The 20910-nt window shown below is 70.4% G+C and carries 18 protein-coding genes; 8 read left to right on the forward strand and 10 right to left on the reverse strand.

The features are described 5' to 3' along the window. Window positions 1–53 precede the first annotated feature (53 nt). The 4 genes from ABZY45_RS03690 to ABZY45_RS03705 all read right to left on the reverse strand — a co-directional run bounded on the left by ABZY45_RS03690 (window position 54) and on the right by ABZY45_RS03705 (window position 3829). Window positions 54–1628: a multicopper oxidase family protein gene (locus ABZY45_RS03690; protein ID WP_356735712.1), complete on the reverse strand. Its 1575-nt coding sequence runs from the start codon at window positions 1626–1628 to the stop codon at window positions 54–56. Window positions 1629–1920: 292 nt separating this feature from the next. Continuing rightward, window positions 1921–2346, reverse strand: a complete 426-nt coding sequence (locus ABZY45_RS03695; RefSeq protein ID WP_356735714.1) for a CBS domain-containing protein — start codon at window positions 2344–2346, stop codon at window positions 1921–1923. A 125-nt stretch (window positions 2347–2471) separates the two neighbouring features. Then, window positions 2472–3158, reverse strand: coding sequence for a DUF305 domain-containing protein (locus ABZY45_RS03700; protein ID WP_356735716.1), 687 nt, complete (start codon window positions 3156–3158; stop codon window positions 2472–2474). Next, on the reverse strand, window positions 3155–3829 hold the full coding sequence (locus ABZY45_RS03705) for a DUF3105 domain-containing protein (RefSeq protein ID WP_356735718.1): 675 nt from the start codon (window positions 3827–3829) through the stop codon (window positions 3155–3157). The genes ABZY45_RS03700 and ABZY45_RS03705 overlap by 4 nt, the downstream gene beginning before the upstream one ends. A 245-nt stretch (window positions 3830–4074) precedes the next feature. On the opposite strand from ABZY45_RS03705, the gene glnA reads away from it, so the two are divergent. After that, entirely contained in the window at window positions 4075–5436 is a 1362-nt protein-coding gene (gene glnA / locus ABZY45_RS03710; protein WP_014156604.1) for a type I glutamate--ammonia ligase, read from the forward strand. A gap of 103 nt (window positions 5437–5539) precedes the next feature. Here the strand turns inward: glnA and ABZY45_RS03715 are convergent, their stop codons facing one another. Together ABZY45_RS03715 and ABZY45_RS03720 are read right to left on the reverse strand one after the other, a co-directional pair. Further along, entirely contained in the window at window positions 5540–6004 is a 465-nt protein-coding gene (locus ABZY45_RS03715) for a hypothetical protein (RefSeq protein WP_356735720.1), read from the reverse strand. 84 nt (window positions 6005–6088) lie between these two features. After that, window positions 6089–7330 (reverse strand): MFS transporter, encoded by a 1242-nt coding sequence (locus ABZY45_RS03720; protein ID WP_356736572.1) that lies wholly within the window; start codon window positions 7328–7330, stop codon window positions 6089–6091. 229 nt (window positions 7331–7559) lie between these two features. Between ABZY45_RS03720 and ABZY45_RS03725 the strand changes: the two genes are divergently transcribed. After that, entirely contained in the window at window positions 7560–8045 is a 486-nt protein-coding gene (locus ABZY45_RS03725) for a hypothetical protein (protein ID WP_356735722.1), read from the forward strand. A 122-nt stretch (window positions 8046–8167) separates the two neighbouring features. On the opposite strand, the gene ABZY45_RS03730 is transcribed toward ABZY45_RS03725, so the two are convergent. After that, the gene (locus tag ABZY45_RS03730) at window positions 8168–8758 is read right to left on the reverse strand and encodes a TetR family transcriptional regulator (protein WP_356735724.1); all 591 of its coding nucleotides are present in this window, start codon (window positions 8756–8758) and stop codon (window positions 8168–8170) included. Window positions 8759–8955: 197 nt separating this feature from the next. On the opposite strand from ABZY45_RS03730, the gene ABZY45_RS03735 reads away from it, so the two are divergent. Together ABZY45_RS03735 and ABZY45_RS03740 are read left to right on the forward strand one after the other, a co-directional pair. Next, window positions 8956–10455 carry an MDR family MFS transporter gene (locus ABZY45_RS03735; protein ID WP_356736574.1) on the forward strand — a complete coding sequence of 500 codons (1500 nt, stop codon included), beginning with the start codon at window positions 8956–8958 and terminating at the stop codon, window positions 10453–10455. Window positions 10456–10685: 230 nt separating this feature from the next. Next, window positions 10686–11474, forward strand: a complete 789-nt coding sequence (locus ABZY45_RS03740; RefSeq protein WP_356735726.1) for a putative protein N(5)-glutamine methyltransferase — start codon at window positions 10686–10688, stop codon at window positions 11472–11474. 22 nt (window positions 11475–11496) lie between these two features. Here the strand turns inward: ABZY45_RS03740 and ABZY45_RS03745 are convergent, their stop codons facing one another. After that, the gene (locus ABZY45_RS03745) at window positions 11497–12024 is read right to left on the reverse strand and encodes a pyridoxamine 5'-phosphate oxidase family protein (protein WP_356735728.1); all 528 of its coding nucleotides are present in this window, start codon (window positions 12022–12024) and stop codon (window positions 11497–11499) included. Window positions 12025–12219: 195 nt separating this feature from the next. Here ABZY45_RS03745 and ABZY45_RS03750 point away from each other — a divergent pair, with 195 nt between their 5' ends. Then, window positions 12220–15216, forward strand: a complete 2997-nt coding sequence (locus ABZY45_RS03750) for a bifunctional [glutamine synthetase] adenylyltransferase/[glutamine synthetase]-adenylyl-L-tyrosine phosphorylase (RefSeq protein WP_356735730.1) — start codon at window positions 12220–12222, stop codon at window positions 15214–15216. A 51-nt stretch (window positions 15217–15267) separates the two neighbouring features. Here ABZY45_RS03750 and ABZY45_RS03755 read toward each other — a convergent pair whose 3' ends face one another. Together ABZY45_RS03755 and ABZY45_RS03760 are read right to left on the reverse strand one after the other, a co-directional pair. Then, entirely contained in the window at window positions 15268–16245 is a 978-nt protein-coding gene (locus ABZY45_RS03755; RefSeq protein WP_356735732.1) for a phosphatase PAP2 family protein, read from the reverse strand. Between the two features lie 76 nt (window positions 16246–16321). Then, the gene (locus ABZY45_RS03760) at window positions 16322–17365 is read right to left on the reverse strand and encodes a LacI family DNA-binding transcriptional regulator (protein ID WP_356735734.1); all 1044 of its coding nucleotides are present in this window, start codon (window positions 17363–17365) and stop codon (window positions 16322–16324) included. A gap of 360 nt (window positions 17366–17725) precedes the next feature. Between ABZY45_RS03760 and ABZY45_RS03765 the strand changes: the two genes are divergently transcribed. The 3 genes from ABZY45_RS03765 to ABZY45_RS03775 are packed head-to-tail and all read left to right on the forward strand — an operon-like array spanning window position 17726 to window position 20910. Then, on the forward strand, window positions 17726–18997 hold the full coding sequence (locus ABZY45_RS03765; RefSeq protein WP_356735736.1) for an extracellular solute-binding protein: 1272 nt from the start codon (window positions 17726–17728) through the stop codon (window positions 18995–18997). Between the two features lie 21 nt (window positions 18998–19018). Then, window positions 19019–20035: a sugar ABC transporter permease gene (locus ABZY45_RS03770; RefSeq protein ID WP_356735738.1), complete on the forward strand. Its 1017-nt coding sequence runs from the start codon at window positions 19019–19021 to the stop codon at window positions 20033–20035. After that, window positions 20032–20910 (forward strand): carbohydrate ABC transporter permease, encoded by an 879-nt coding sequence (locus tag ABZY45_RS03775; RefSeq protein ID WP_356735740.1) that lies wholly within the window; start codon window positions 20032–20034, stop codon window positions 20908–20910. The genes ABZY45_RS03770 and ABZY45_RS03775 overlap by 4 nt, the downstream gene beginning before the upstream one ends.

Raw genomic sequence — 20910 nt, forward strand, 5'->3', positions numbered from 1 at the left:
CGGCGGCCTCCCTGCCGGGCGGCTCGCCTCCGGCCGAACTCCGCGCGGCGGCCTCAGCGCAGATAGCCGAGGACCGTCATCATGCCCGCTTCCGAGTGATAGACGTTGTGGCAGTGCAGCATCCACAGACCCGGGTTGTCCGCGTCCAGATCGACCGTCAGTGAACGCCCCGGCAGGACCGGGGCGGTGTCCTTCCGGGCGCCCAGCCCCACCCCCTGGCCCGTGCCGCCCAGTGCGAACGTGTGGCCGTGCAGGTGGATCGGGTGCCACATCGGGGTGCGGTTGGCGAAGACCAGCCGCACCCGCTCCCCGGCCCTGACAGGCTGTCGCACCGCCGGGTCGTACCGCTTGCCGTCGAAGGCCCAGTTGTACGCCTCCATGGTGCCCGTGAGCTTGAGCCGCACGGTCCGGTCGGGCTCGCGGGCCGCCAGCGCCACCGACTCGTCAGGGACGAGACGGGCGGCGTCGAGCACCTCGCCGTCCAGCTCCCCGGGCCGTACGCCGGCCGGCGGCAGGTCTCCCGAGGCCGTCCGCAGCACGGCCAGCGCCGACGCCCCCTTGCCCTCGGCGAGCGCGGTCAGCGGGAAGACCCCGTCCCCCGCCGTCACCAGCACGTCGTAGCGCTCGCCCATGCCCAGCAGCAGCGCGTCGGTCTCGGTGTGCCGCACCGGGAAGCCGTCCGTGTGCGTCACCGTCATCCGGTGGCCCCCCAGCGCCAGCCGGAACGCGGTGTCCCCTCCGGCGTTGATGACCCGCAGCCGGATGCGGTCCCCGGGGCGGGCCTCGAACACCGAAGGGGACTGCGCCCTGCGGCCGTTGACGAGGTAGTGGGGATAGGCGACATCGCCCGCGTGGCCGCCCAGCAGGTCGCTGCGCGCGCCCTTCAGCAGCCGGGAAGGGCCCTCGGCGGTGGTGGCCGCCGTGCCCTGACCGGTCGCGTCGTGACCGGCGTCGTCGTGACCGGTGGCCCGGCCCTTGGTGAGTTCGGCCAGCACCGCGTCGGGGGTGGAGCCGTCCACCCCGTCGAGCCAGTCGTCGAGGACGACCACCCACTCCTTGTCGTACGCGAGCGGTTCCCTCGGGTCGTCCACGATCAGCGGCGCGTGCAGCCCCCGGTCGAGCTGGACCCCCGAGTGCGGGTGGATCCAGTACGTCCCGGGGCGGGTCACCGCGAAGCGGTAGGTGAACGCCGCGCCCGGCTCGATCGCCCGCTGGGTCAGCCCCGGCACCCCGTCCATGTCGTTGCGGAGGGAGAGGCCGTGCCAGTGCACCGAGGTGGATCGGGGCAGGTGGTTGGCGAGGGCGAGCTCCAGGGTGTCACCCGCCGTGACCCGGATCGCCTCGCCGGGCAGGCGGTCGCCGTAGACCCAGGTGGGGACGGTGAGGCCGTCGCCCAGGTCGATGCGGGACGCGGTGGCGGTGAGCGAGACCTTGCGCAACGGACCGGCGCCCCGCCGGGCCTCCGTGTCCACCACCTCCGGGCCGTCGGGCGCGACGTACGGGTCGGCGGCTCGCGCGGGGGAGGGGGTGCGGCGAGGGGCTGCGTGGGCCTGCGAGGCGACGGCTGCTGTTCCCGCCAGGGCGATACCGGCACCGAGCACGGTGCGACGGGTGGGCATTTCAGACATATTGCGCACCGTACCCGGGTCGGGTATACGGGGTCGGTCGTGACACCCGGTCGGGCGGGGGTGCGGGGCGGTCGTGACAGCCGGGCCGTCCGGTGGGAAGTGAGGTGGCCGGACGGTCGATGGGGCAGGGGTGGCCGGGACGGCCGGTCGTCGGGAAACGCGAGGCGGAGTCGCTCGTGACGCTGGGCGGCCCGGCGATCTCGTGTGCGTGAGATCGCCGGGCCGCGGTGGAAGCGGAGCGGGGGGCGGGCGGATACCGGGGGAGCGGGGATACGGAGATACGGCGCGGGCGTCAGGCGCGCGAGTAGACCCTCTCCGCCCAGCCGGCGACCTGCTCGTCGGACAGGTGCAGCGCCAGGTCCGCCTCGCTGATCATGCCGATCAGCTTCTTGTTCTCGACAACCGGGAGGCGGCGGATGCGGTGGCTCTGCATCTCGTCCAGCACCGCGTTCACGTCGGCCGTCGACTCGATCCAGCGCGGCGTGCCGTCGCAGAGTTCGCCCGCCGTCACGTTCGACGGATCGTGCCCCGACGCCACGCACTTGATCACGATGTCACGGTCGGTGATGATCCCGACCATCCGGTCCTGCTCGCCTTCGGCGGAAACGGGGAGCGCCCCCACCTTGTGGTCCCGCATCATCTGGGCGGCGCGGTCGAGCGTCTCGTGGGCGGGGATCCAGTGGGCCCCGCTGTGCATGATGTCCTTGGCCGTGGTCATGAGGTTGCCTCCTGCGTGCCTGTGGGCACTGGTGTACGACCCCGAGTACCTCCATGGTCCCGCTCCTGCCCGTCGCACGCCAACGCTGTCACCCGTACGGGCGTACGCCGGGCGGTGGCCGGTTCTCAGGGACGGGGGGCGGCACCGCGGGCGGCCAGCATGTCCGCCATCAGGTCCAGCTCGGACTGCTGTGCCTCGACCATGCCCTGGGCGAGCCGCTTCTCGGCGGGCACGGTGCATCGCGTGGCGCAGCCGCGGGCCATGGCGACACCGCCCTCGTGGTGGTCGGTCATCAGCTGAAGGAAGAGGATCTCGGCCTCCTCGCCTCGGGCCTTGCGCAGCCGGTCGAGCTCGGTCCTGGTCGCCATGCCGGACATGAGCGCCCCGTCGTGGTCCATGCCGTCCATGCCGTCCATCCCGTGCATGTCGTGGCCGCCGTGGCCCGCCGGCATCCACGCCATCGGGCCCTGCCCGTCGGGCGCCGTCTTGGGCAGCTCCCACAGATCCAGCCAGCCGAGCAGCATGCCCCGCTGGTTGGCCTGCGTGTTGGCGATGTCGTACGCGAGCCTCCGGACGTCCTCGTCCTTCGTCCCGTCCCGCACGACGAAGGACATCTCCACCGCCTGCTGGTGGTGGACGGCCATGTCCCGGGCGAATCCCGCGTCCGCCGAATCGGCGGACGGCGTGCGAGGGCCGGCCGCGGCCCCGTCACCCCGCGCGGAGGCGACGGTCGCCGCACCCGCGAACAGCAGGGCGAGCGCCACGGCGGAGCCCGCCACCCACCGCGTGCGCCGGCTGAGCGCCGCGCTCACCCGTCGACCCCGCCGGTGCAGGGCGCGCCCGGCTCGGGCGTCTGCGCGCCCTGGACGTACTTCGCGAAGAACCTCGCCACGCGGGGGTCGTCCGCGCTGTCGACCGTGACCTGCTTGCCCCAGGCGCTGAGCATGATCGACCCCTCCTGCCCCTCGTACGGGGACATGATCGAGAACGGGGTGCTCTTCACGCGCGACGTGAGTGCGGCGAGGTCGTCCGGGGAGGCCTTCCCGTTGTGCGTCACCCAGACCGCACCGTGCTCCAGCGCGTGCACGGCATTGACGTTCGGGACGGCCTTTTCGTATACGACGCCGTCGCAGTTCAGCCAGGCCGGGTTGTGGTCACCGCCGACGGGCGGCTCCATGGGGTACTTCACGTCGGTCGTGACGTGGTTGCGGGTCAGCTTCTTCGCGTCCCACGACTTCTCGCCCTCGATGGGCTCGGCCGCGAGCTTCTTCTTCTCCTGCTCGGTCTGCTTGGAGTCCTGGGCCTGGCTCTCCTCCTTCTTCTCCTTGGCCTCGGACTTCTCCAGGAGCATGTACGAGCCGAATCCCAGCAGCCCGGCCACCACGACGGCGCTCACGCCTATGGCGACGACCTTGTTCCGGCGGTCGCGTGCGCGGTCGGCGTTGCGCATCTGCTCTATGCGGGTCCTGCGGTCGAAGCTCATGAGGTCGGGTCCTTCTGCCAAGGGGTCGGGAGGGACGGGAGCGGAGCGTGGAGAACCTGGGCGCACAGGGCCACGAAGGAGCGGCAGCGGCCCTTGCACACCACGGGCGCCGATCGTAGTGGGTGGCCGCGTGCTCTCTCTCACACCGTGTGCGTAATCTGGGTGAAATCCCGGGTCGTGATACTGAGGTGTCCCCCTACCCCGGGCGGTGGTGCACGGACCGTCTGAACTGCAAGGATGTGGCTATGGACAAGCAGCAGGAATTCGTCCTCAGGACGCTTGAGGAGCGCGACATCCGCTTCGTACGGCTGTGGTTCACCGATGTTCTCGGTTACCTCAAGTCCGTCGCCGTGGCCCCCGCCGAGCTCGAACAGGCCTTTGACGAGGGCATCGGCTTCGACGGCTCCGCGATCGAGGGCTTCGCCCGTGTATACGAATCGGACATGATCGCGAAGCCGGACCCCGGCACCTTCCAGATCCTGCCGTGGCGCGCGGAGGCGCCGGGCACGGCGCGGATGTTCTGCGACATCCTGATGCCGGACGGTTCGCCCTCCTTCGCGGACCCTCGGTTCGTCCTCAAGCGCATCCTCGCGAAGACCTCCGACCTGGGCTTCACCTTCTACACCCACCCGGAGATCGAGTTCTTCCTGCTGAAGAACAAGCCGGTCGACGGCAGCCGCCCCACCCCGGCCGACAGCTCCGGCTACTTCGACCACACCCCGCAGAACGTCGGCATGGACTTCCGCCGCCAGGCGATCACGATGCTGGAATCGATGGGCATCTCGGTCGAGTTCAGCCACCACGAGGGCGCCCCCGGCCAGCAGGAGATCGACCTCCGCTACGCGGACGCGCTCTCCACCGCCGACAACATCATGACGTTCCGCCTGGTCATGAAGCAGGTCGCGCTGGAGCAGGGCGTGCAGGCCACCTTCATGCCGAAGCCGTTCTCGGAGTACCCGGGCTCGGGCATGCACACCCACCTCTCGCTCTTCGAAGGCGACCGCAACGCCTTCTACGAGTCGGGCGCGGAGTACCAGCTGTCGAAGGTGGGCCGGTCCTTCATCGCGGGCCTGCTCAAGCACGCGGCGGAGATCTCCGCCGTGACGAACCAGTGGGTCAACTCCTACAAGCGCATCTGGGGCGGCTCCAGCCGCTCCGCGGGCGCCGGCGGCGAGGCCCCCTCGTACATCTGCTGGGGCCACAACAACCGCTCCGCGCTGATCCGCGTCCCGATGTACAAGCCGGGCAAGACGGGCTCGGCGCGCGTCGAGGTCCGCTCCATCGACTCCGGAGCCAACCCCTACCTGACGTACGCGGTGCTGCTCGCCGCGGGCCTCAAGGGCATCGAGGAGGGCTACGAGCTCCCGGCCGGCGCCGACGACGACGTCTGGGCCCTCTCGGACTCGGAGCGCCGCGCGATGGGCATCGAGCCGCTCCCGCAGAACCTGGGCGAGGCGATCTCGCTGATGGAGAAGAGCGAGCTGGTCGCCGAGACGCTGGGCGAGCACGTCTTCGACTTCTTCCTGCGCAACAAGAAGCAGGAGTGGGAGGAGTACCGCAGCGAGGTCACGGCCTTCGAGCTGAAGAACCTGCTGCCGGTGCTGTAACGGCCCCTGCTGTACGCAAGCGGCTTCAGGCCGGCGGAACGACCACCGCCGGCCCGGGGCCGCTTTGTCTGCGAGGGCTGCCCGCTGCCGCAGCAGTGGGTGCTCAGGGGCGAACCAGCGAGGCGCGCATGGCGCCCATGAGCTTCTGGCGGGCCTCCCGGAACATGCGCCGCGCCTGTGCGCACTCAGGGGCGTCACGCAGGTGCCCCGCGGCCACTGCGTCCCGGTAGAGCACCAGTTGGTGGGCGGCGTCCTTGGCGCATTCGGCTACCTCCGGCGTGGCGAGCAGCTCCAGTTGGTACTGCTTCGCATGTACGCCGTAGGTCAGGAAAGCGGCGCGAGCGAGCTGGGCTCGCTCGTCCACGGGCAGGTGCTCCGATCGGCTGGCGTCGCTTATGGTGTCGCGAGCCTCGGTCAGAGCCTCCAGGAACTGGGCAGCCGTCGCGCGCAGGGTCTCTCTGTCCTGCTCACCGGCGTTCCGCCGCCAAGTCACCCGCTCCGTGACGAGTGTGCTGCCCACCCCGATGACCGCTCCCACCATTGTGGCGACCAAAGCTGTCCACTCCATGACGGGGAGACTACGAGTCGGCCGCACCGGGTCGCCAGGGTTTCGCACCGGTCCTCCGGCAGGAGTGGCCCCCGCCGGCCCGCGTCACTCGCCCCGGGCCGGCTGCTGGGTGTCCGGGGCGTTCAACTGCGTCGTGTGCACCTCCGGTTCGGTGGTGCGTCGGGTGCCGATGGCCGGGGCGAGGAAGATCGCCACGGCGACGAAGGCCAGGACGACGATCATGGCGGAGCGCAAGCCGTAGTGGTCGCCCAGGAAGCCCAGGCCGGGAGGTCCGACGAGGAAGGCGACGTAGCCGATCATCGCCACGAGGCTGACGCGGGCCGCCGAGTCGGGGCCGGAGTCGCCGGCCGCCGAGAGGGCCACGGGGAAGCCGAGTGAGGCTCCCAGGCCCCAGAAGAGCACCGCCGCACCGGCGAGTACGGGGGAGTCGGCGAAGATGACGAGCGTGAGTCCCACGGCCGCCGACACCGCGCTGGCCCGGACGACGGGGGCGCGGCCGAAGCGGTCGATGAAGAAGCCGCCGCAGAACCGGCCGACCGACATGGCGGCGGCGAAGCCCGCGTAGACCGCCGAACCCAGGGCGGGGTCCACTCCGTGGCCGTCGACCATGAGCAGTGGCAGCCAGTCGTTCGCTGCGCCCTCGGCCAGCGCCATGGCGAGGATGATGCCGCCGATCAGCAGGAGGCGACGGTCCTTCCAGACCGCCGGGCGGGCCTGTGCCGTGCCGCCCCCGGCCGCCCGGGCGCCCTTGGTCAGGCCGACGCCGGAAGGGATGGAACGGAAGGCGTACACGAACATCACGGCGGCGACGGCGGCCACCGCGGTCAGGTGCCACATCACCGGGAACTCGACGGCGGTGCACAGCATCCCGACGACGGCTCCCACCACGGTGCCCAGGCTGAAGAAGCCGTGCAGGGTGGGCAGCACCGTCCGGCCGGTGAGCTGCTCGACCTCCGCGCCGTCGATGTTGACCGCGACCTCGCCCCCTCCCATCCCGGCGCCGGACAGGAACAGCCCGGCGGTGACCATGGGGGCGGAGGAGAGCAGGGCGCCGCAGCCGATGACGGCCAGACCGGCGATGACCACCACCGTGCCCACGCCCATGACCGGCCTCGTGCCGAACCGCGCCACCAGTGCCCCGGAGCTCAGGATGCCGAGCATCGAGCCGACGGAGAGGCCGAAGAGGACGAGTCCCATCTGCGCGGTGGAGGCACCCAGTTGGTCCCTGATGTCGGGTGTCCGTGTCACCCACGAGGAGATCGACAAGCCGGGCACGAGGAAGAAGAGGAACAGCGCCGTTCGGCGTCGACGGGTGGCCAGGTCCATCAGGTACGTGTCTTTCACGAGTACGCGGAAGGGTGTTCGTCACCCGGGTCGTGTATGTACGAACGTACACTCCCGGCTCGGACAGAGGAAGCCGTGCACGGAAGGTCCCCGTACCGCCGTCCGGCCCCTGGGGTGCGGGTCAGGGCGTGCGGGGGTGCGAACCGGGGCAGCCGTATCCGTACGCCGTGGGCGGTCCACGCCCCGCTGCCGAGCTGAGGAGGGACGGCGCATGACGACGCTGGCCGTGACCGGGCACATCGACCTGACCGAGGAGACCGTGCCGCTCGTACGGGCCGCGCTGCGTGAGGTGCTGGCGCCGTACAGCGAGGACCTCACGGGGGTCTCGTGCATCGCAGCAGGGGCCGATTCGCTCTTCGCGGAAGAGGTCTCCGCGATCGGGGGCCGGCTCGTCGTGGTCGTCCCGTCCCTCGACTACCGCAGCGCTGTGGTCCAGCCCGAGAACGCCGCGGTCTACGACCACCTCAACGAGACCGCCGTGGACGTGGTGACCCTGCCGTTCGAGATCGCCGACCGCACCGCGTACGAGGCGGCCAACGCCGAACTGCTCAAGCGGGCGGACCGACTCGTCGCCGTGTGGGACGGAACGCCGCCGTCCGGGAACGGCGGCGGGACGGCGGACCTGGTCGAGGAGGCCAGGCGGACCGGTGTGCCGGTGGACGTGGTCTGGCCGGACGGCGCCGCGCGACGGGGCTGAGGCCGTACGAGGGAGACCTGGGGCGGCAGGGGCGTGTCCCCGGAGCCGGCCTCAGCTGGGCGTGCCGCGCGGGCGTGCGGGGCTGCGGGTGCGCGGGGCGTGGAGGCGGGCCGAGGCCGGCTTCAGGTGAAGCTCCGGCCCATCTCGTCGAGGATCTCGTCGATCACCTCGCCCGGCCCCCGCGCCAGGTCCTCCTCGATCCAGATGCGCATCGACACCCGCAGCGAGGCGAGGAAGGCGGCTGCCAGGACCACCGGGCGCACCGGGCCGTCTCCGGGGCCCTGGCGTGCGGCTATGGCGTCCGCCAGATCCCGTTCCAGCGCGGCGTGGTTGCCGAGCTGGCGGGCCAGGAGTGACGGATGGCGCAGGGCCAGCCTCGTGCGGACGGCCCACTCCCGTTCCGGAGGTGCGGCGTGCCCGGAGAACTCCGCCACCGCGGCCCTCAGCGCCGTCCAGGCCGGTTCGGCGGCGGGGCGGTTCCGGACGTTCCGGACCAGCTCCCCGATCATCTGCTCCTCGCCGTAGAGGAGGGCGTCCTCCTTGTTGGTGAAGTAGTTGGAGAACGTCCTGCGGGAGATTCCGGCCGCGTCGGCGACCGCCTCGACCGTCACATGGTCGAAGCCGTGCTCCACCGTCAGGCGCATCGTCGCTTCGTGCACCGCCTGCCGGGTGGCGGCCTTCTTGCGTTCCCGCAGTCCCACAGGGCTCTCCATGGGGCCATTATCTACGCCCGCGAGAAAGTTGCACACTGGGCAAAATTGCTCAGTGTGCATGTATGATGAAGGCTCTCCCCGGCCTTGCCCGTTCTCCCGCCGGGTTCTTCCTCTTTCTTCTCGAACTCTCTCCTTCTCGCATATCCCGGAGGTTGCGCGTGAGCGCAGATACGGCAGCGCCGACCGGCGTCGCGCCGATGGATCACCGTCATGTGCTGCGGGCGCTGAGCGGGCTGCTCATCGTCCTGTTCGTCGCCATGATCAGCAGCACGGTCGTCTCTGTGGCCCTCCCGCAGATCATCGGCTCGCTCAACGGCACGCAGTCGCAGTACACCTGGGTCGTCACGGCGACGCTGCTCGCCTCCACGGCCTCCACGCCCATCTGGGGCAAGCTTGCCGACCTGTTCAGCAAGAAGCTGCTCCTGCAGATAGCCATCGGCCTCTTCGTCGTCTCGTCGATCGCCTGCGGATTCGCCCAGTCCACGGGCCAGTTGATCGCCTTCCGCGTCATCCAGGGCCTCGGCATGGGTGCGCTCCAGGTGCTCGTCCAGGTGATCATCGCCGCGATGATCAGCCCCAAGGAGCGGGGCCGCTACAACGGTTACCTCGGCGGGGTCATGGCCGTCGCCACCGTCGGCGGGCCGCTGCTCGGCGGCTTCATCACCGACACCTCGTGGCTCGGCTGGCGCTGGTGCTTCTTCATCGCCGTACCGATAACCCTCGTCGCCTTCGTGCTCCTCACACGGACCCTTCACCTTCCCGAGGTCCGCCGTGAGGGCGTGAAGGTGGACTACCTGGGAGCCACCCTCATCGCCGCGGGCGTCAGCCTGTTGCTGCTCTGGGTCACCTTCGTGGACAACGACTTCGGCTGGCTGTCCTGGCAGACGCTCGCCATGGTCGGCGGGAGCGTCGTGATCCTGGGGGCGGCCGTCGTGGTCGAGGCGCGGGTCAGGGAACCCGTCGTCCCGCTCCACGTCGTACGCCGCAGGGATCCCGCCCTCGCCATCGTCGCGAGCCTCGCGGTCGGCATGGCGATGTTCGGCGGAGCCGTCTTCCTCGGCCAGTACTTCCAGATCGGCCGGGGCAACTCGCCCACCGAGGCCGGGCTGCTCACCATTCCCCTGATGCTGGGCGTGCTCGTCTCGTCCACCGTCGCGGGGCGGCTCGTCTCCAGGACGGGCAAGGTCAAGCCGTACATCATCACGGGTGTCGTCGTACTGACCCTCGGCTTCCTCGGACTGTCCACGATCGACCACGAGACGTCCCTGCTCATCGTGTCCGCGGGGATGCTCGCGGTCGGTGCCGGTGTCGGCATGTCGATGCAGAACCTGGTCCTCGTCCTCCAGAACACCGTGCCGCTCAGCGAACTCGGCGCGGCCAGCGGGGCGATCACCTTCTTCCGGTCCCTCGGCGGCACGATCGGTGTCTCCGTGCTGGGAGCCGTGCTCGCCAACCAGGTCGCCGTGAAGATCGCCGAAGGTCTGGCGAAGCTGGGCATCGACCCCGCCGCCTCCGCGTCGAGCGGCTCCACCCTCAACGTCGCCGCCATGCCCCCGCAGATCCAGGAGGTCGTACGGGCGGCCTACGGCGACGCGACCGGCCATATCTTCCTGATCTCGGCGGGTATCGCGGTCATCGGTGTGATCGCGTCGCTCTTCCTGACCCCGACGAAGCTGCGGGACAGCGTGGACCTGTAGACGTAGTCGCACACGTGCCCCGCACCGGCTGCCGAGAGCAACTGGTGCGGGGCGCGGCCGTGTCCGGCGCCGGTCGGGTAGTGTGACCTCTCCCGATACCGGGACCGACCCCAGGAGGTGAGACCCATTACCGCTTCAGCAGGCTGGGCGCTCACCTCTCGCCGTCGCGTGGCCGATCCGGCCTGAGCGATCGCGGAGCGCCCTCGGTTCACCCCGAAAGGCTCCGCACCATGCAGGAATTCGCCCCACCGCACACCTTCACCTCGCTCGTCACCGTGCTCCGCGCCGCCGGCTGTGTGTTCGCCGAGGACGAGGCGGAACTCCTCCTCTCGACGGCGAACGACCCGGCCGAGCTCGCCGCCATGGCCGAGCGCCGCGCAGCCGGCCATCCCCTGGAACACGTGCTCGGCTGGGCCGAGTTCTGCGGGCTGCGGATCGCCGTGGACTCCGGCGTGTTCGTGCCCCGTCGGCGCACCGAGTTCCTCGTCCGGCAGGCCGCGGCGCTCGCCCCCGAGCCCGCGGTCGTGGTCGACCTCTGCTGCGGCTCCGGAGCCCTGGGCGCGGCGCTCGCCTCGTCGCTGCGCGACGTCGAACTGCACGCCGCCGACGTCGAACCGGCCGCGGTGCGCTGTGCCCGGCGCAACGTGGGCGGTCTGGGAACCGTCTACGAGGGCGACCTCTTCGCACCGCTGCCCGTCTCGCTGCGCGGACGCGTGGACCTCCTGCTCGCCAACGTGCCGTACGTACCGACGGAGGACGTCGGGCTGCTGCCCGCCGAGGCCCGGGTCCACGAGCCGCTCGTCGCGCTCGACGGAGGGGGTGACGGACTGGACGTCATGCGGCGCGTGGTCGCCGAGGCCACCGGCTGGCTGGCACCAGGCGGCAGTCTGCTGGTCGAGACCAGCGAACGGCAGGCGGCGCGCGCCGAGGAGACGGTGGGCGGCAGCGGGCTGATCCCGCGTGTCGTCGTCTCCGAGGAGCTGTACGCCACCGTCGTGATCGGGACCCTGGCGCGGTGACCGGACACACCGGGGCACCGCTTCAGGCGAAGCTCCAGCGCGTCTGGCCGTAGGGATCGCCCTTGGCGAAGCCGAAGGCCGTGCGGGGGGTCACCGCGAAGACCACCGCACGGCCGCCCGCCCCGTTGGAGAACATGCCGTCCGTGACGCCGAAGTGCCACTCCGCGCCGTACTTCGCCTCCCACGCCTCCGCAAGCGCGATCAGCCGCGGCTCCTCCGTCACCCGGGCGGCCCGGCCCTCCACCACCACGTCGAAGCCCTCGTCCAGCGTGTTGGTGCCGGTGGTCAGCACGACCTCCGGATTTCCGGCCAGATTGCGCGCCTTGCGCTCCGAGGGGCCCGTGCAGAAGTGCAGCGCCCCGTTCGACCAGAGGCCGATCAACGGGGTCACGTGCGGGCGGCCGTCGGGGCGCACCGTCGACAGCCAGTACAGCTCGGCGCTCTCCAGCAGGGCGACCGCCTCCGCCCAGGGGCGTGCGGCGGCGTCCTCACCGCTGTAGCGGGAGTCCAGGGCGGTGTCGGCGGGGGCGGCGGTGTCCTTCTCCGGCATGACGGGCCTCCTGCGGGCGGTACGGCGGTGTGCCTGGTCCTGTGCCGATCGTGCCCGGCAAGCGCGGTCCGCGCCGCCCGGGGGGCCCGGACGACGCTGCCCGGGAGGCGCGGACCGTGCTCCCTCTCCGGATTCACCCGCACAGGGCTAGGCTCGAAGGGCGGATATGTGTGATCGGCGGGCAGGAGACACGGGATGACGACGGTGCCGGGACGCAGGAGCAGTACGTTCACCCGACTGCTGCGGCACGGTTTCACCGATCCGTCGGCCGCCGAACGGCTGCTGGATCTGCCGGAGCTCTCCTCCGTACGCGCCGACCCCGTCCTGTTCGACGCCCTCGGGGCCACCGCCGACCCGGATCTCGCCCTGCACAGCCTCGTACGGCTCGTGGAGGCCGAGGAGCCCGGGGAACGGCAGATGCTGCTGGACACCCTCGTCACCGCGAAGCCCCTGCGGGACCGCCTGCTCGGGGCCCTCGGGGCCTCCGAGGCGCTCGGGGACCACCTGGCGCGGCACCCCCGGGACTGGCAGGTGCTGGTCACCTACGAGGCCACCGACCTGCACCCCGGGGTTCCCGAGTTCGAGACCATGCTCGGCGACGCCGTCGACCCGGACTCGCTGCGGATCGCCTACCGCAGGTCCCTGCTGTCCATAGCGGCACGCGACGTGTGCGGGACGACGGACGTCGCCCAGGTCGCCGCCGAGCTCGCCGACCTCGCCACCGCCACCCTGCGGGCCGCGCTCGCCATCGCCCGCGCCGCCGCGCCCGACGACGCCGCGCAGTGCCGCCTCGCCGTCATCGCGATGGGCAAGTGCGGCGGCCACGAGCTGAACTACGTGTCCGACGTCGACGTGATCTTCGTGGGCGAGCCCGTCGCGGGGGCGGACGAGAGCGGCGCGATGCAGGCCGCCACCCGCCTCGCCGCCCACATGATGCGCATCTGCTCCGACACCACCGTCGAGGGCACCATCTGGCCCGTCGACGCCAACCTCCGCCCCGAGGGCCGCAACGGGCCGCTGGTGCGCACCCTCTCCTCCCACCTCGCCTACTACCAGCGCTGGGCCAAGACCTGGGAGTTCCAGGCGCTGCTCAAGGCCCGGCCCGTCGCCGGTGACGCCGAGCTGGGCTCGGCGTACGTCGACGCCGTGTCCCCGCTGGTCTGGCAGGCCGCCGACCGGGAGAACTTCGTCGGCGACGTGCAGAAGATGCGCCGCCGCGTCGTCGACAACATCCCCGTCGACCGGATCGACCGGGAACTCAAGCTCGGCCCCGGCGGCCTCCGGGACGTCGAATTCGCCGTACAGCTGCTCCAGCTCGTGCACGGCCGCAGCGACAGCACCCTGCACTCGGGATCCACGCTGGAGGCCCTGCGGGCGCTCGCCGACGGCGGCTACGTCGGGCGGGCCGACGCCGCCCAGCTGGACGAGGCCTACCGCTTCCTGCGGGCCATGGAGCACCGCATCCAGCTCTACCGCCTGCGCCGCACACATCTCGTCCCCGAGGACGAGGCCGACCTGCGGCGGCTCGGACGGTCACTCGGACTGCGCACCGACCCGGTCGCCGAGCTGAACCGCGCCTGGCGGCGGCACGCCTCCGTGGTGCGGCGGCTGCACGAGAAGCTCTTCTACCGGCCGCTCCTGGACGCCGTCGCCCAGCTCGCTCCCGGCGAGAGCAGGCTCAGCCCGAAAGCCGCCGTCGTCCGCCTCGAAGCCCTCGGATACGCCGATCCCGCCGCCGCGCTGCGGCACCTGGAGGCCCTGTCGTCGGGGGTCTCCCGCAAGGCCGCGATCCAGCGCACGCTCCTGCCGGTGCTGCTCGGCTGGTTCGCGGACTCCGCCGACCCCGATGCCGGGCTGCTGGGCTTCCGGCAGGTGTCCGACGCGCTGGGCAAGACCCCGTGGTATCTGCGGCTCCTGCGCGACGAGGGGGCCGCGGCGGAGAACCTCGCCCGGGTCCTGTCCGCCGGCCGGCTCGCCCCCGACCTGCTGATGCGCGCCCCCGAGGCCGTCGCCATCCTCGGCGACCCCGAAGGGCTGAAGCCGCGCGGCCGGGCCCACCTGGAACAGGAGGTGCTCGCCGCCGTCGGCCGGGCCCCGGGCGCCGAGGCGGCGGTCGCGGTGGCACGCGGGGTGCGACGGCGCGAGCTGTTCCGGACGACGGCGGCCGACATCATCGGCTCCTACGGCACCGAGGACAGCCCCGCCGAGACGGACCCGGGCGCACTCGTCGACCGGGTCGGCTCCGCCGTCAGCGACCTGAACGCCGCCACGCTCTCGGGCGCCGTGCGCGCCGCCGTGCGCGAGCGGTGGGGCGACACCCTGCCCACCCGGTTCGCCGTCATCGGCATGGGCCGCTTCGGCGGACACGAGCTGGGCTACGGCTCGGACGCCGACGTCCTGTTCGTGCACGAACCCCGGGAGGGCGTCGGCGACGAGGAGGCCACCCGGGCCGCGAACACCGTCATCACCGAGATGCGCAGGCTCCTGGAGCTGCCCACTGCCGACCCGCCGCTGCTCATCGACGCCGACCTGCGGCCCGAGGGCAAGACCGGGCCCCTGGTGCGCACCCTGAAGTCGTACGAGGCCTACTACCGGCGCTGGTCCCTGGTCTGGGAGAGCCAGGCGCTGCTGCGCGCCCAGCCGGTGGCCGGGGACGCGGAGCTGGGGCGCGCCTTCATCGAGCTCATCGACCCGCTGCGCTACCCGATGGAAGGGCTGGGCGACGACGCCGTCCGCGAGATCCGGCGGCTCAAGGCACGGATGGAGTCCGAACGCATGCCGCGTGGGGCCGATCCGACGCTCCACACCAAGCTGGGGCGCGGCGGGCTGAGCGACGTCGAGTGGACCGTGCAGCTGATGCAGATGCAGCACGGCTGGGCGGAACCCGGGCTGCGGACCACGCGTACGAGGGAGGCACTGGCCGCCGCGTGCGCGGCGGGGCTGATCCCTGCCGAGGAGGCGCAGACGCTCGACGAGGCGTGGGTGCTGGCCTCGCGGGTGCGGAACGCCGTGATGCTGGTGCGGGGGCGGCCCGGCGACACGTTTCCCTCGAACCCGCGTGAGCTGGCGGCGGTGGGCCGGTACCTCGGATACGAGCCGGGGAACGTGGGGGCCATGCTGGACGACTACCGGCGGATCACCCGGCGGGCCCGTGCGGTGGTGGAGGAGCGCTTCTACGGCGCGGCAGGCTGAAGACCCCGTGCCGCCCGGAACCGCGCCGCCGCGAGGGAGCCGGACCGCGCCTCAGTGTTCCTCGGCCATCGGACGGGCGTGCGCGGCGTGAGGGGCCTGGCCCTCCGCCCCGGGCCGGGGTACGGGCGTCCGGCGCGGTCGCAGGCGCAGCCGGGTCCCCCCGCGTGACGGCACCCGTCTCGCCAGGCGGTGCGGGAACGCCCCGTACCAGGCGTACGAGAGCGCGATGCCGAAGGACAGGCACACCATCCCGCCCACGGCGTCCAGCCAGAAGTGGTTGGCCGTCGCCACGATCACGACCAGCGTGGCGACGGGGTACAGCAGGCCCAGGATCCGCGCCCACGGCGCAGTGGCCAGAGCACAAATGGTCAGACCGCACCAGAGGGACCAGCCGATGTGCATGGACGGCATCGCCGCGTACTGGTTGGACATGTGCTTGAAGTTGCCCGAGGCCATCGATCCCCAGGTCTGGTGCAGCATCACCGTGTCGATGAAACCGCCGCCGTTCATCAGCCGGGGCGGGGCCAGCGGGAAGAGGTAGTAGCCGAGGAGGGCCACCGCCGTGGTGGCGAAGAGGATCAGACGCGTGGCCGCGTATCTGCCGGGATGACGTCGGAACAGCCAGACGAGCACACCGATGGTGACGACGAAGTGCAGTGTCGCGTAGTAGTAATTCATCGACACGATCAGCCATGTCACCGAATTGACGGCATGGTTGACCGTCTCCTCGAAAGCGAGACCCACCGTGTGTTCGAGGGACCAGATCCAGTCGGCGTTGCGCAGTGCCGCTGCCTTCTGCTCGGGAACCGCGTTGCGCACCAGCGAGTAGAGCCAGTAACTGACCGCGATGAGCAGGATCTCGAACCAGAGCCGCGGCCGACGGGGGGAGCGCAGCGAACGCAGTCCCGGGAGGAAGCCTCCGCGCGGGGGGATCGCTTTCGTCGAACCGGACACCGTCGCCCGATCCGCGACAGATGACGGGGTGGCCGCCGTGCGGTCTTCCTGTGTGGTCACGTGCGATTCACCCATAGGCGCAGAGTCTGCCAGATACGTCCCTCTCTGCCCGATGATCCTCCGGTCGGGTTCCGGTCGCACATCGGCTACTTCACCGACGCGCGCGGGGGCCGGAGGAGGGGCCCGGACCCGAAGCAGTTGAACCGCGTACGACCAGTTCGGGCATGAAGACGAACTCGCTGTGCGGAGCGGGTGTGCCGCCGATCTCCTCCAGCAGTGTACGGACGGCGGCCTGGCCCATCGCCGTCACCGGCTGGCGGATCGTGGTCAGCGGCGGATCGGTGAACGCTATGAGGGGCGAGTCGTCGTAGCCGACCACCGAGAGGTCGCGCGGTACCTCCATCGACAGCCGCCGCGCCGCCCTGATCGCGCCGAGCGCCATCATGTCGCTCGCGCACACCACCGCCGTGCAGCCGCGCTCCATCAGCGCCGAGGCAGCCGCCTGGCCCCCCTCCAGCGTGTACAGGGAGTGCTGGATCAGCTCCTCGACCTCGTCCGGGGTGAGATCCAGCTGCTCCCGCATCGTGGCGTGGAAACCCTCGATCTTGCGGAGCACGGGGACGAAGCGCTTGGGCCCGACCGCCAGGCCGATGCGCTGATGCCCCAGCGCCACCAGATGCGTCACCGCCAGCCGCATCGCGGCGCGGTCGTCGGGTGAGATGAACGGTGCCTGCACCTTGGGGGAGAAGCCGTTGACCAGCACGAAGGGAACGCCCTGGGCCCTCAGTTGCTCGTAGCGCTGCATGTCGGCCGAGGTGTCGGCGTGCAGTCCCGAGACGAAGATGATGCCCGAGACCCCGCGGTCGACGAGCATCTCGGTGAGCTCGTCCTCGGTGGAGCCGCCCGGCGTCTGGGTCGCCAGCACCGGCGTGTAGCCCTGCCTGGTGAGCGCCTGGCCGATGACCTGGGCCAGCGCGGGAAAGATCGGGTTCTCCAGCTCGGGCGTGATCAGGCCGACGAGACCGGCGCTGCGCCGGCGCAGCCGCACGGGGCGTTCGTAGCCGAGGACGTCGAGCGCCGCGAGGACGGATTCACGGGTGGCCGCCGCGACACCGGGCTTGCCGTTCAGGACTCGGCTGACCGTCGCTTCGCTGACCCCCGCCTGAGTTGCGATATCGGCAAGCCGTGCGGTCATGGCAATGGACTGTACCGGGCGCGTGTCGGATTGCCCACCATGCGCGGTGTCCGGGCACTCCGTACCAGCCCTCACCGCCGCTCGCACGGTGCGCGGCAACATCTTGCAAGGCCTTGCGGAGCCCCTCCGCGCATCACGTGCAGGGGTTCCGGCGGGCTCCGTGACCACTCTGGCCTGCCATGTGCAGGGAGAAGAGCGTCTGGTCAAGAGTCTTGACGGCAACCTTGCGGACACGCCAATGTAACGATCAGCGGAGCTTGCAGAAATCTTCCGCAAGGTCTTTCGGTCGTCTTTCATCCTTGTTACGTTCACGTCGACCCGGCGCCGCGACGGAGCGGTACGGCAGTTGAAGGAGTTCAGATGCGACGTGGCATAACGGCCACCGCCCTGGTCGCGGCCCTGGCGCTCGCGGCTACCGCTTGCGGCAGCGATGACGAGACCGGCGGCAGCAAGAGCTCGGGCGAGCTCTCCGGCACGGTTACGTGGTGGGACACCTCGACCGTCGGCAGTGAGGACAAGGTCTTCAAGAAGATCGCCGAGGGTTTCGAGAAGAAGCACCCGAAGGTCGACGTCAAGTACGTCAACGTTCCCTTCGGCGAGGCGCAGAACAAGTTCAAGAACGCCGCTCAGGCCGGCGCCGGCGCCCCGGACGTCATCCGTTCCGAGGTCGCCTGGACCCCTGAGTTCGCGGACCTCGGCTACCTCGCCCCGCTGGACGGCACCGCCGCGCTGAAGGACCAGGACGACTTCCTGGAGCAGGCCGCCGCGTCGACGAAGTACAAGGACAAGACGTACGCCGTCCCGCAGGTCATCGACTCCATGGGCATCTTCTACAACAAGAAGATCTTCGCCGAGGCCGGCGTCGAGATCCCCAAGACGATCGCCGACCTCAAGGCCGTCTCGAAGAAGATCAAGGACAAGACCGGCAAGACCGGTCTCTACCTGCGCGGCGACGACGCGTACTGGTTCCTCTCCTTCCTCTACGGCGAGGGCGGCGACCTGGTCGACGCCGACTCGAAGGCCGTCACGGTCGACAAGCCCGAGGGCGTCAAGGCCTTCGAGACCGTCAAGGACCTGGTCGACTCCGGCGCCGCGAAGACCGACGCCACCGACGGCTGGGAGAACATGCAGTCGTCGTTCAAGGACGGCAAGGTCGCGATGATGATCAACGGCCCGTGGGCCGTCGCGGACACGCTGACCGGCAAGGAGTTCACCGACAAGGCCAACCTGGGCATCACCCCGGTGCCGGCCGGTTCGGCCGCGCAGGGCGCCCCGCAGGGTGGCCACAACCTCGCCGTCTACGCGGGCTCCAAGAACCTCGACGCCTCGTACGCCTTCGTCGAGTACATGACCTCGGTCGAGTCGCAGGCGCAGACCGCCGGTGAGCTGAACCTCCTCCCGACCCGCACCTCGGCCTACTCCAAGCAGGAGGCCGCGGACAGCGAGATCGTGCAGTTCTTCAAGCCGGTCGTCGAGACCGCCGTCGAGCGCCCCTGGATCCCGGAGACCGGCAGCCTCTTCGCGCCGCTCGTCACCGAGTACACCAAGGTCCTCACCGGCCAGACCACGCCGGAGAAGGCCGCCTCGGCGACCGGCGACTCCTACCGCAAGCTCCTCAAGGGCTGGAAGTAACTCAGGAAGGCAGGCCGGCTGATGGCTGTCCACACCAGCCAGTCGGTGGCGAAGGCCGCGGGCGACGACGTCGCCCGCGGCCGGAGCCGCGGTACTGGTAACCCCGCTCCACCGAGTAAGTTCCGGCGGGCCATGTCGGTCCACTGGTACGCCTGGACCATGGTCGCCCCGGTCGTGCTCGTGATCGGCGTGATCATCGGTTACCCGCTGGTCCGCGGTATCTGGCTGTCGCTGACCGACGCCAACGAGCGCAACGTCGCACGGTCCATCGGCGTCAACGAACTGCCCGCCACCTACGAGTTCGTGGGCGTGGACAACTACGTCGACGCGCTGACGGGTACCCAGTTCCTCGGCACGCTCGGCTGGACGCTGGTGTGGACGGTCTCCTGCGTGGGCATCACCTTCTGCCTGGGCATGGCGCTCGCCAACATCCTCAACCGCCGTATCGCGGGACGTTCCGCCTACCGCATGGCCCTGATCCTGCCCTGGGCCATCCCCGGCTTCGTCTCGGTCTTCGCCTGGCGCTTCCTCTACAACGAGGACCGCGGGCTGCTCAACAAGATCCTGGGCGGCGGCGGCATCGACGGCATACCGTGGCTCAACGACCCCACCTGGGCCAAGTTCTCCGTGATCGCCGTCAACGTCTGGCTCGGCGTGCCGTTCATGATGGTCGCCCTGCTCGGCGGACTGCAGTCGATCCCCTCGGAGCAGTACGAGGCCGCGGAGATGGACGGCGCCACCGCATGGCAGCGCTTCCGTCACATCACGCTTCCCGGACTGCGCCCGGTGTCCACCACGGTGATCCTGCTCTCCACCATCTGGACCTTCAACATGTTCCCGGTGATCTTCCTGCTGACCCGCGGCGGACCCGGCGAGGCCACCCAGATCCTGGTCACCCAGGCGTACAAATTCTCCTTCGAGATCAGCCCGCGCGACTTCGCGCAGTCCTCCACCTGGGGCGTCCTGATCCTCGTACTCCTGATGCTCTTCGCCGTGGTCTACCGGCGAGTGCTCCGCACGCAGGGAGACAACTGGTGACCACCGTCACGGCACAGACCGCCCGGCACTCCGCCCGCAAGCCCAAGCTGCGCGGCGACCGCTCGCCGCTCGCATCCGTGGCCCTGCACCTCACCCTGATCATCGCTTCGGTGATCGCGGTCTTCCCGGTGCTGTGGGTCCTGCTGACCTCGCTGAAGCCCGCCAAGTTCGCGACGACTACGGACTTCTTCAAGGAGACGACGTTCGAGAACTACACGAACCTGATCAAGGACACCGAGTTCCTGACCTGGTTCGGCAACTCCGTGATCATCGCGGGGCTCTCCACCGTCATCGGTGTCTTCGTCTCCGCCACCACCGGCTACGCCGTCAGCCGCTTCCGGTTCCCCGGCAAGCGCGGGCTGATGTGGACGCTGCTGATCACCCAGATGTTCCCGGTCGCCGTCCTCATCGTGCCGATCTACAACATCATGTCGAGCATCGGCCTGCTCAACCAGCCGGCCGGCCTCGTCATCACCTACCTCACCATCTCGGTGCCGTTCTGCGCCTGGATGATGAAGGGCTTCTTCGACACGATCCCGCACGAGATCGACGAGTCGGGGCAGGTCGACGGACTCACCCCGTTCGGGACCTTCTGGCGGCTCATCCTGCCGCTCGCCAAGCCCGGCCTCGCCGTCACCGCCTTCTACTCCTTCATCACCGCCTGGGGCGAGGTGGCGTACGCCTCCGCCTTCATGGTCGGCGACGAGAACCTCACGCTCGCCGGCGGACTGCAGAAGTTCGTCAACCAGTACGGAGCCCAGTGGGGCCCGATGACCGCGGCGTCCGTGCTCATCGCCATCCCGGCCGCACTGGTCTTCCTCTTCGCGCAGAAGCACCTGGTCACCGGCATGTCCGCCGGAGCCGTCAAGGGCTGA

Source organism: Streptomyces sp. NPDC006516 (assembly GCF_040611875.1).
Taxonomy (GTDB): Bacteria; Actinomycetota; Actinomycetes; order Streptomycetales; family Streptomycetaceae; genus Streptomyces.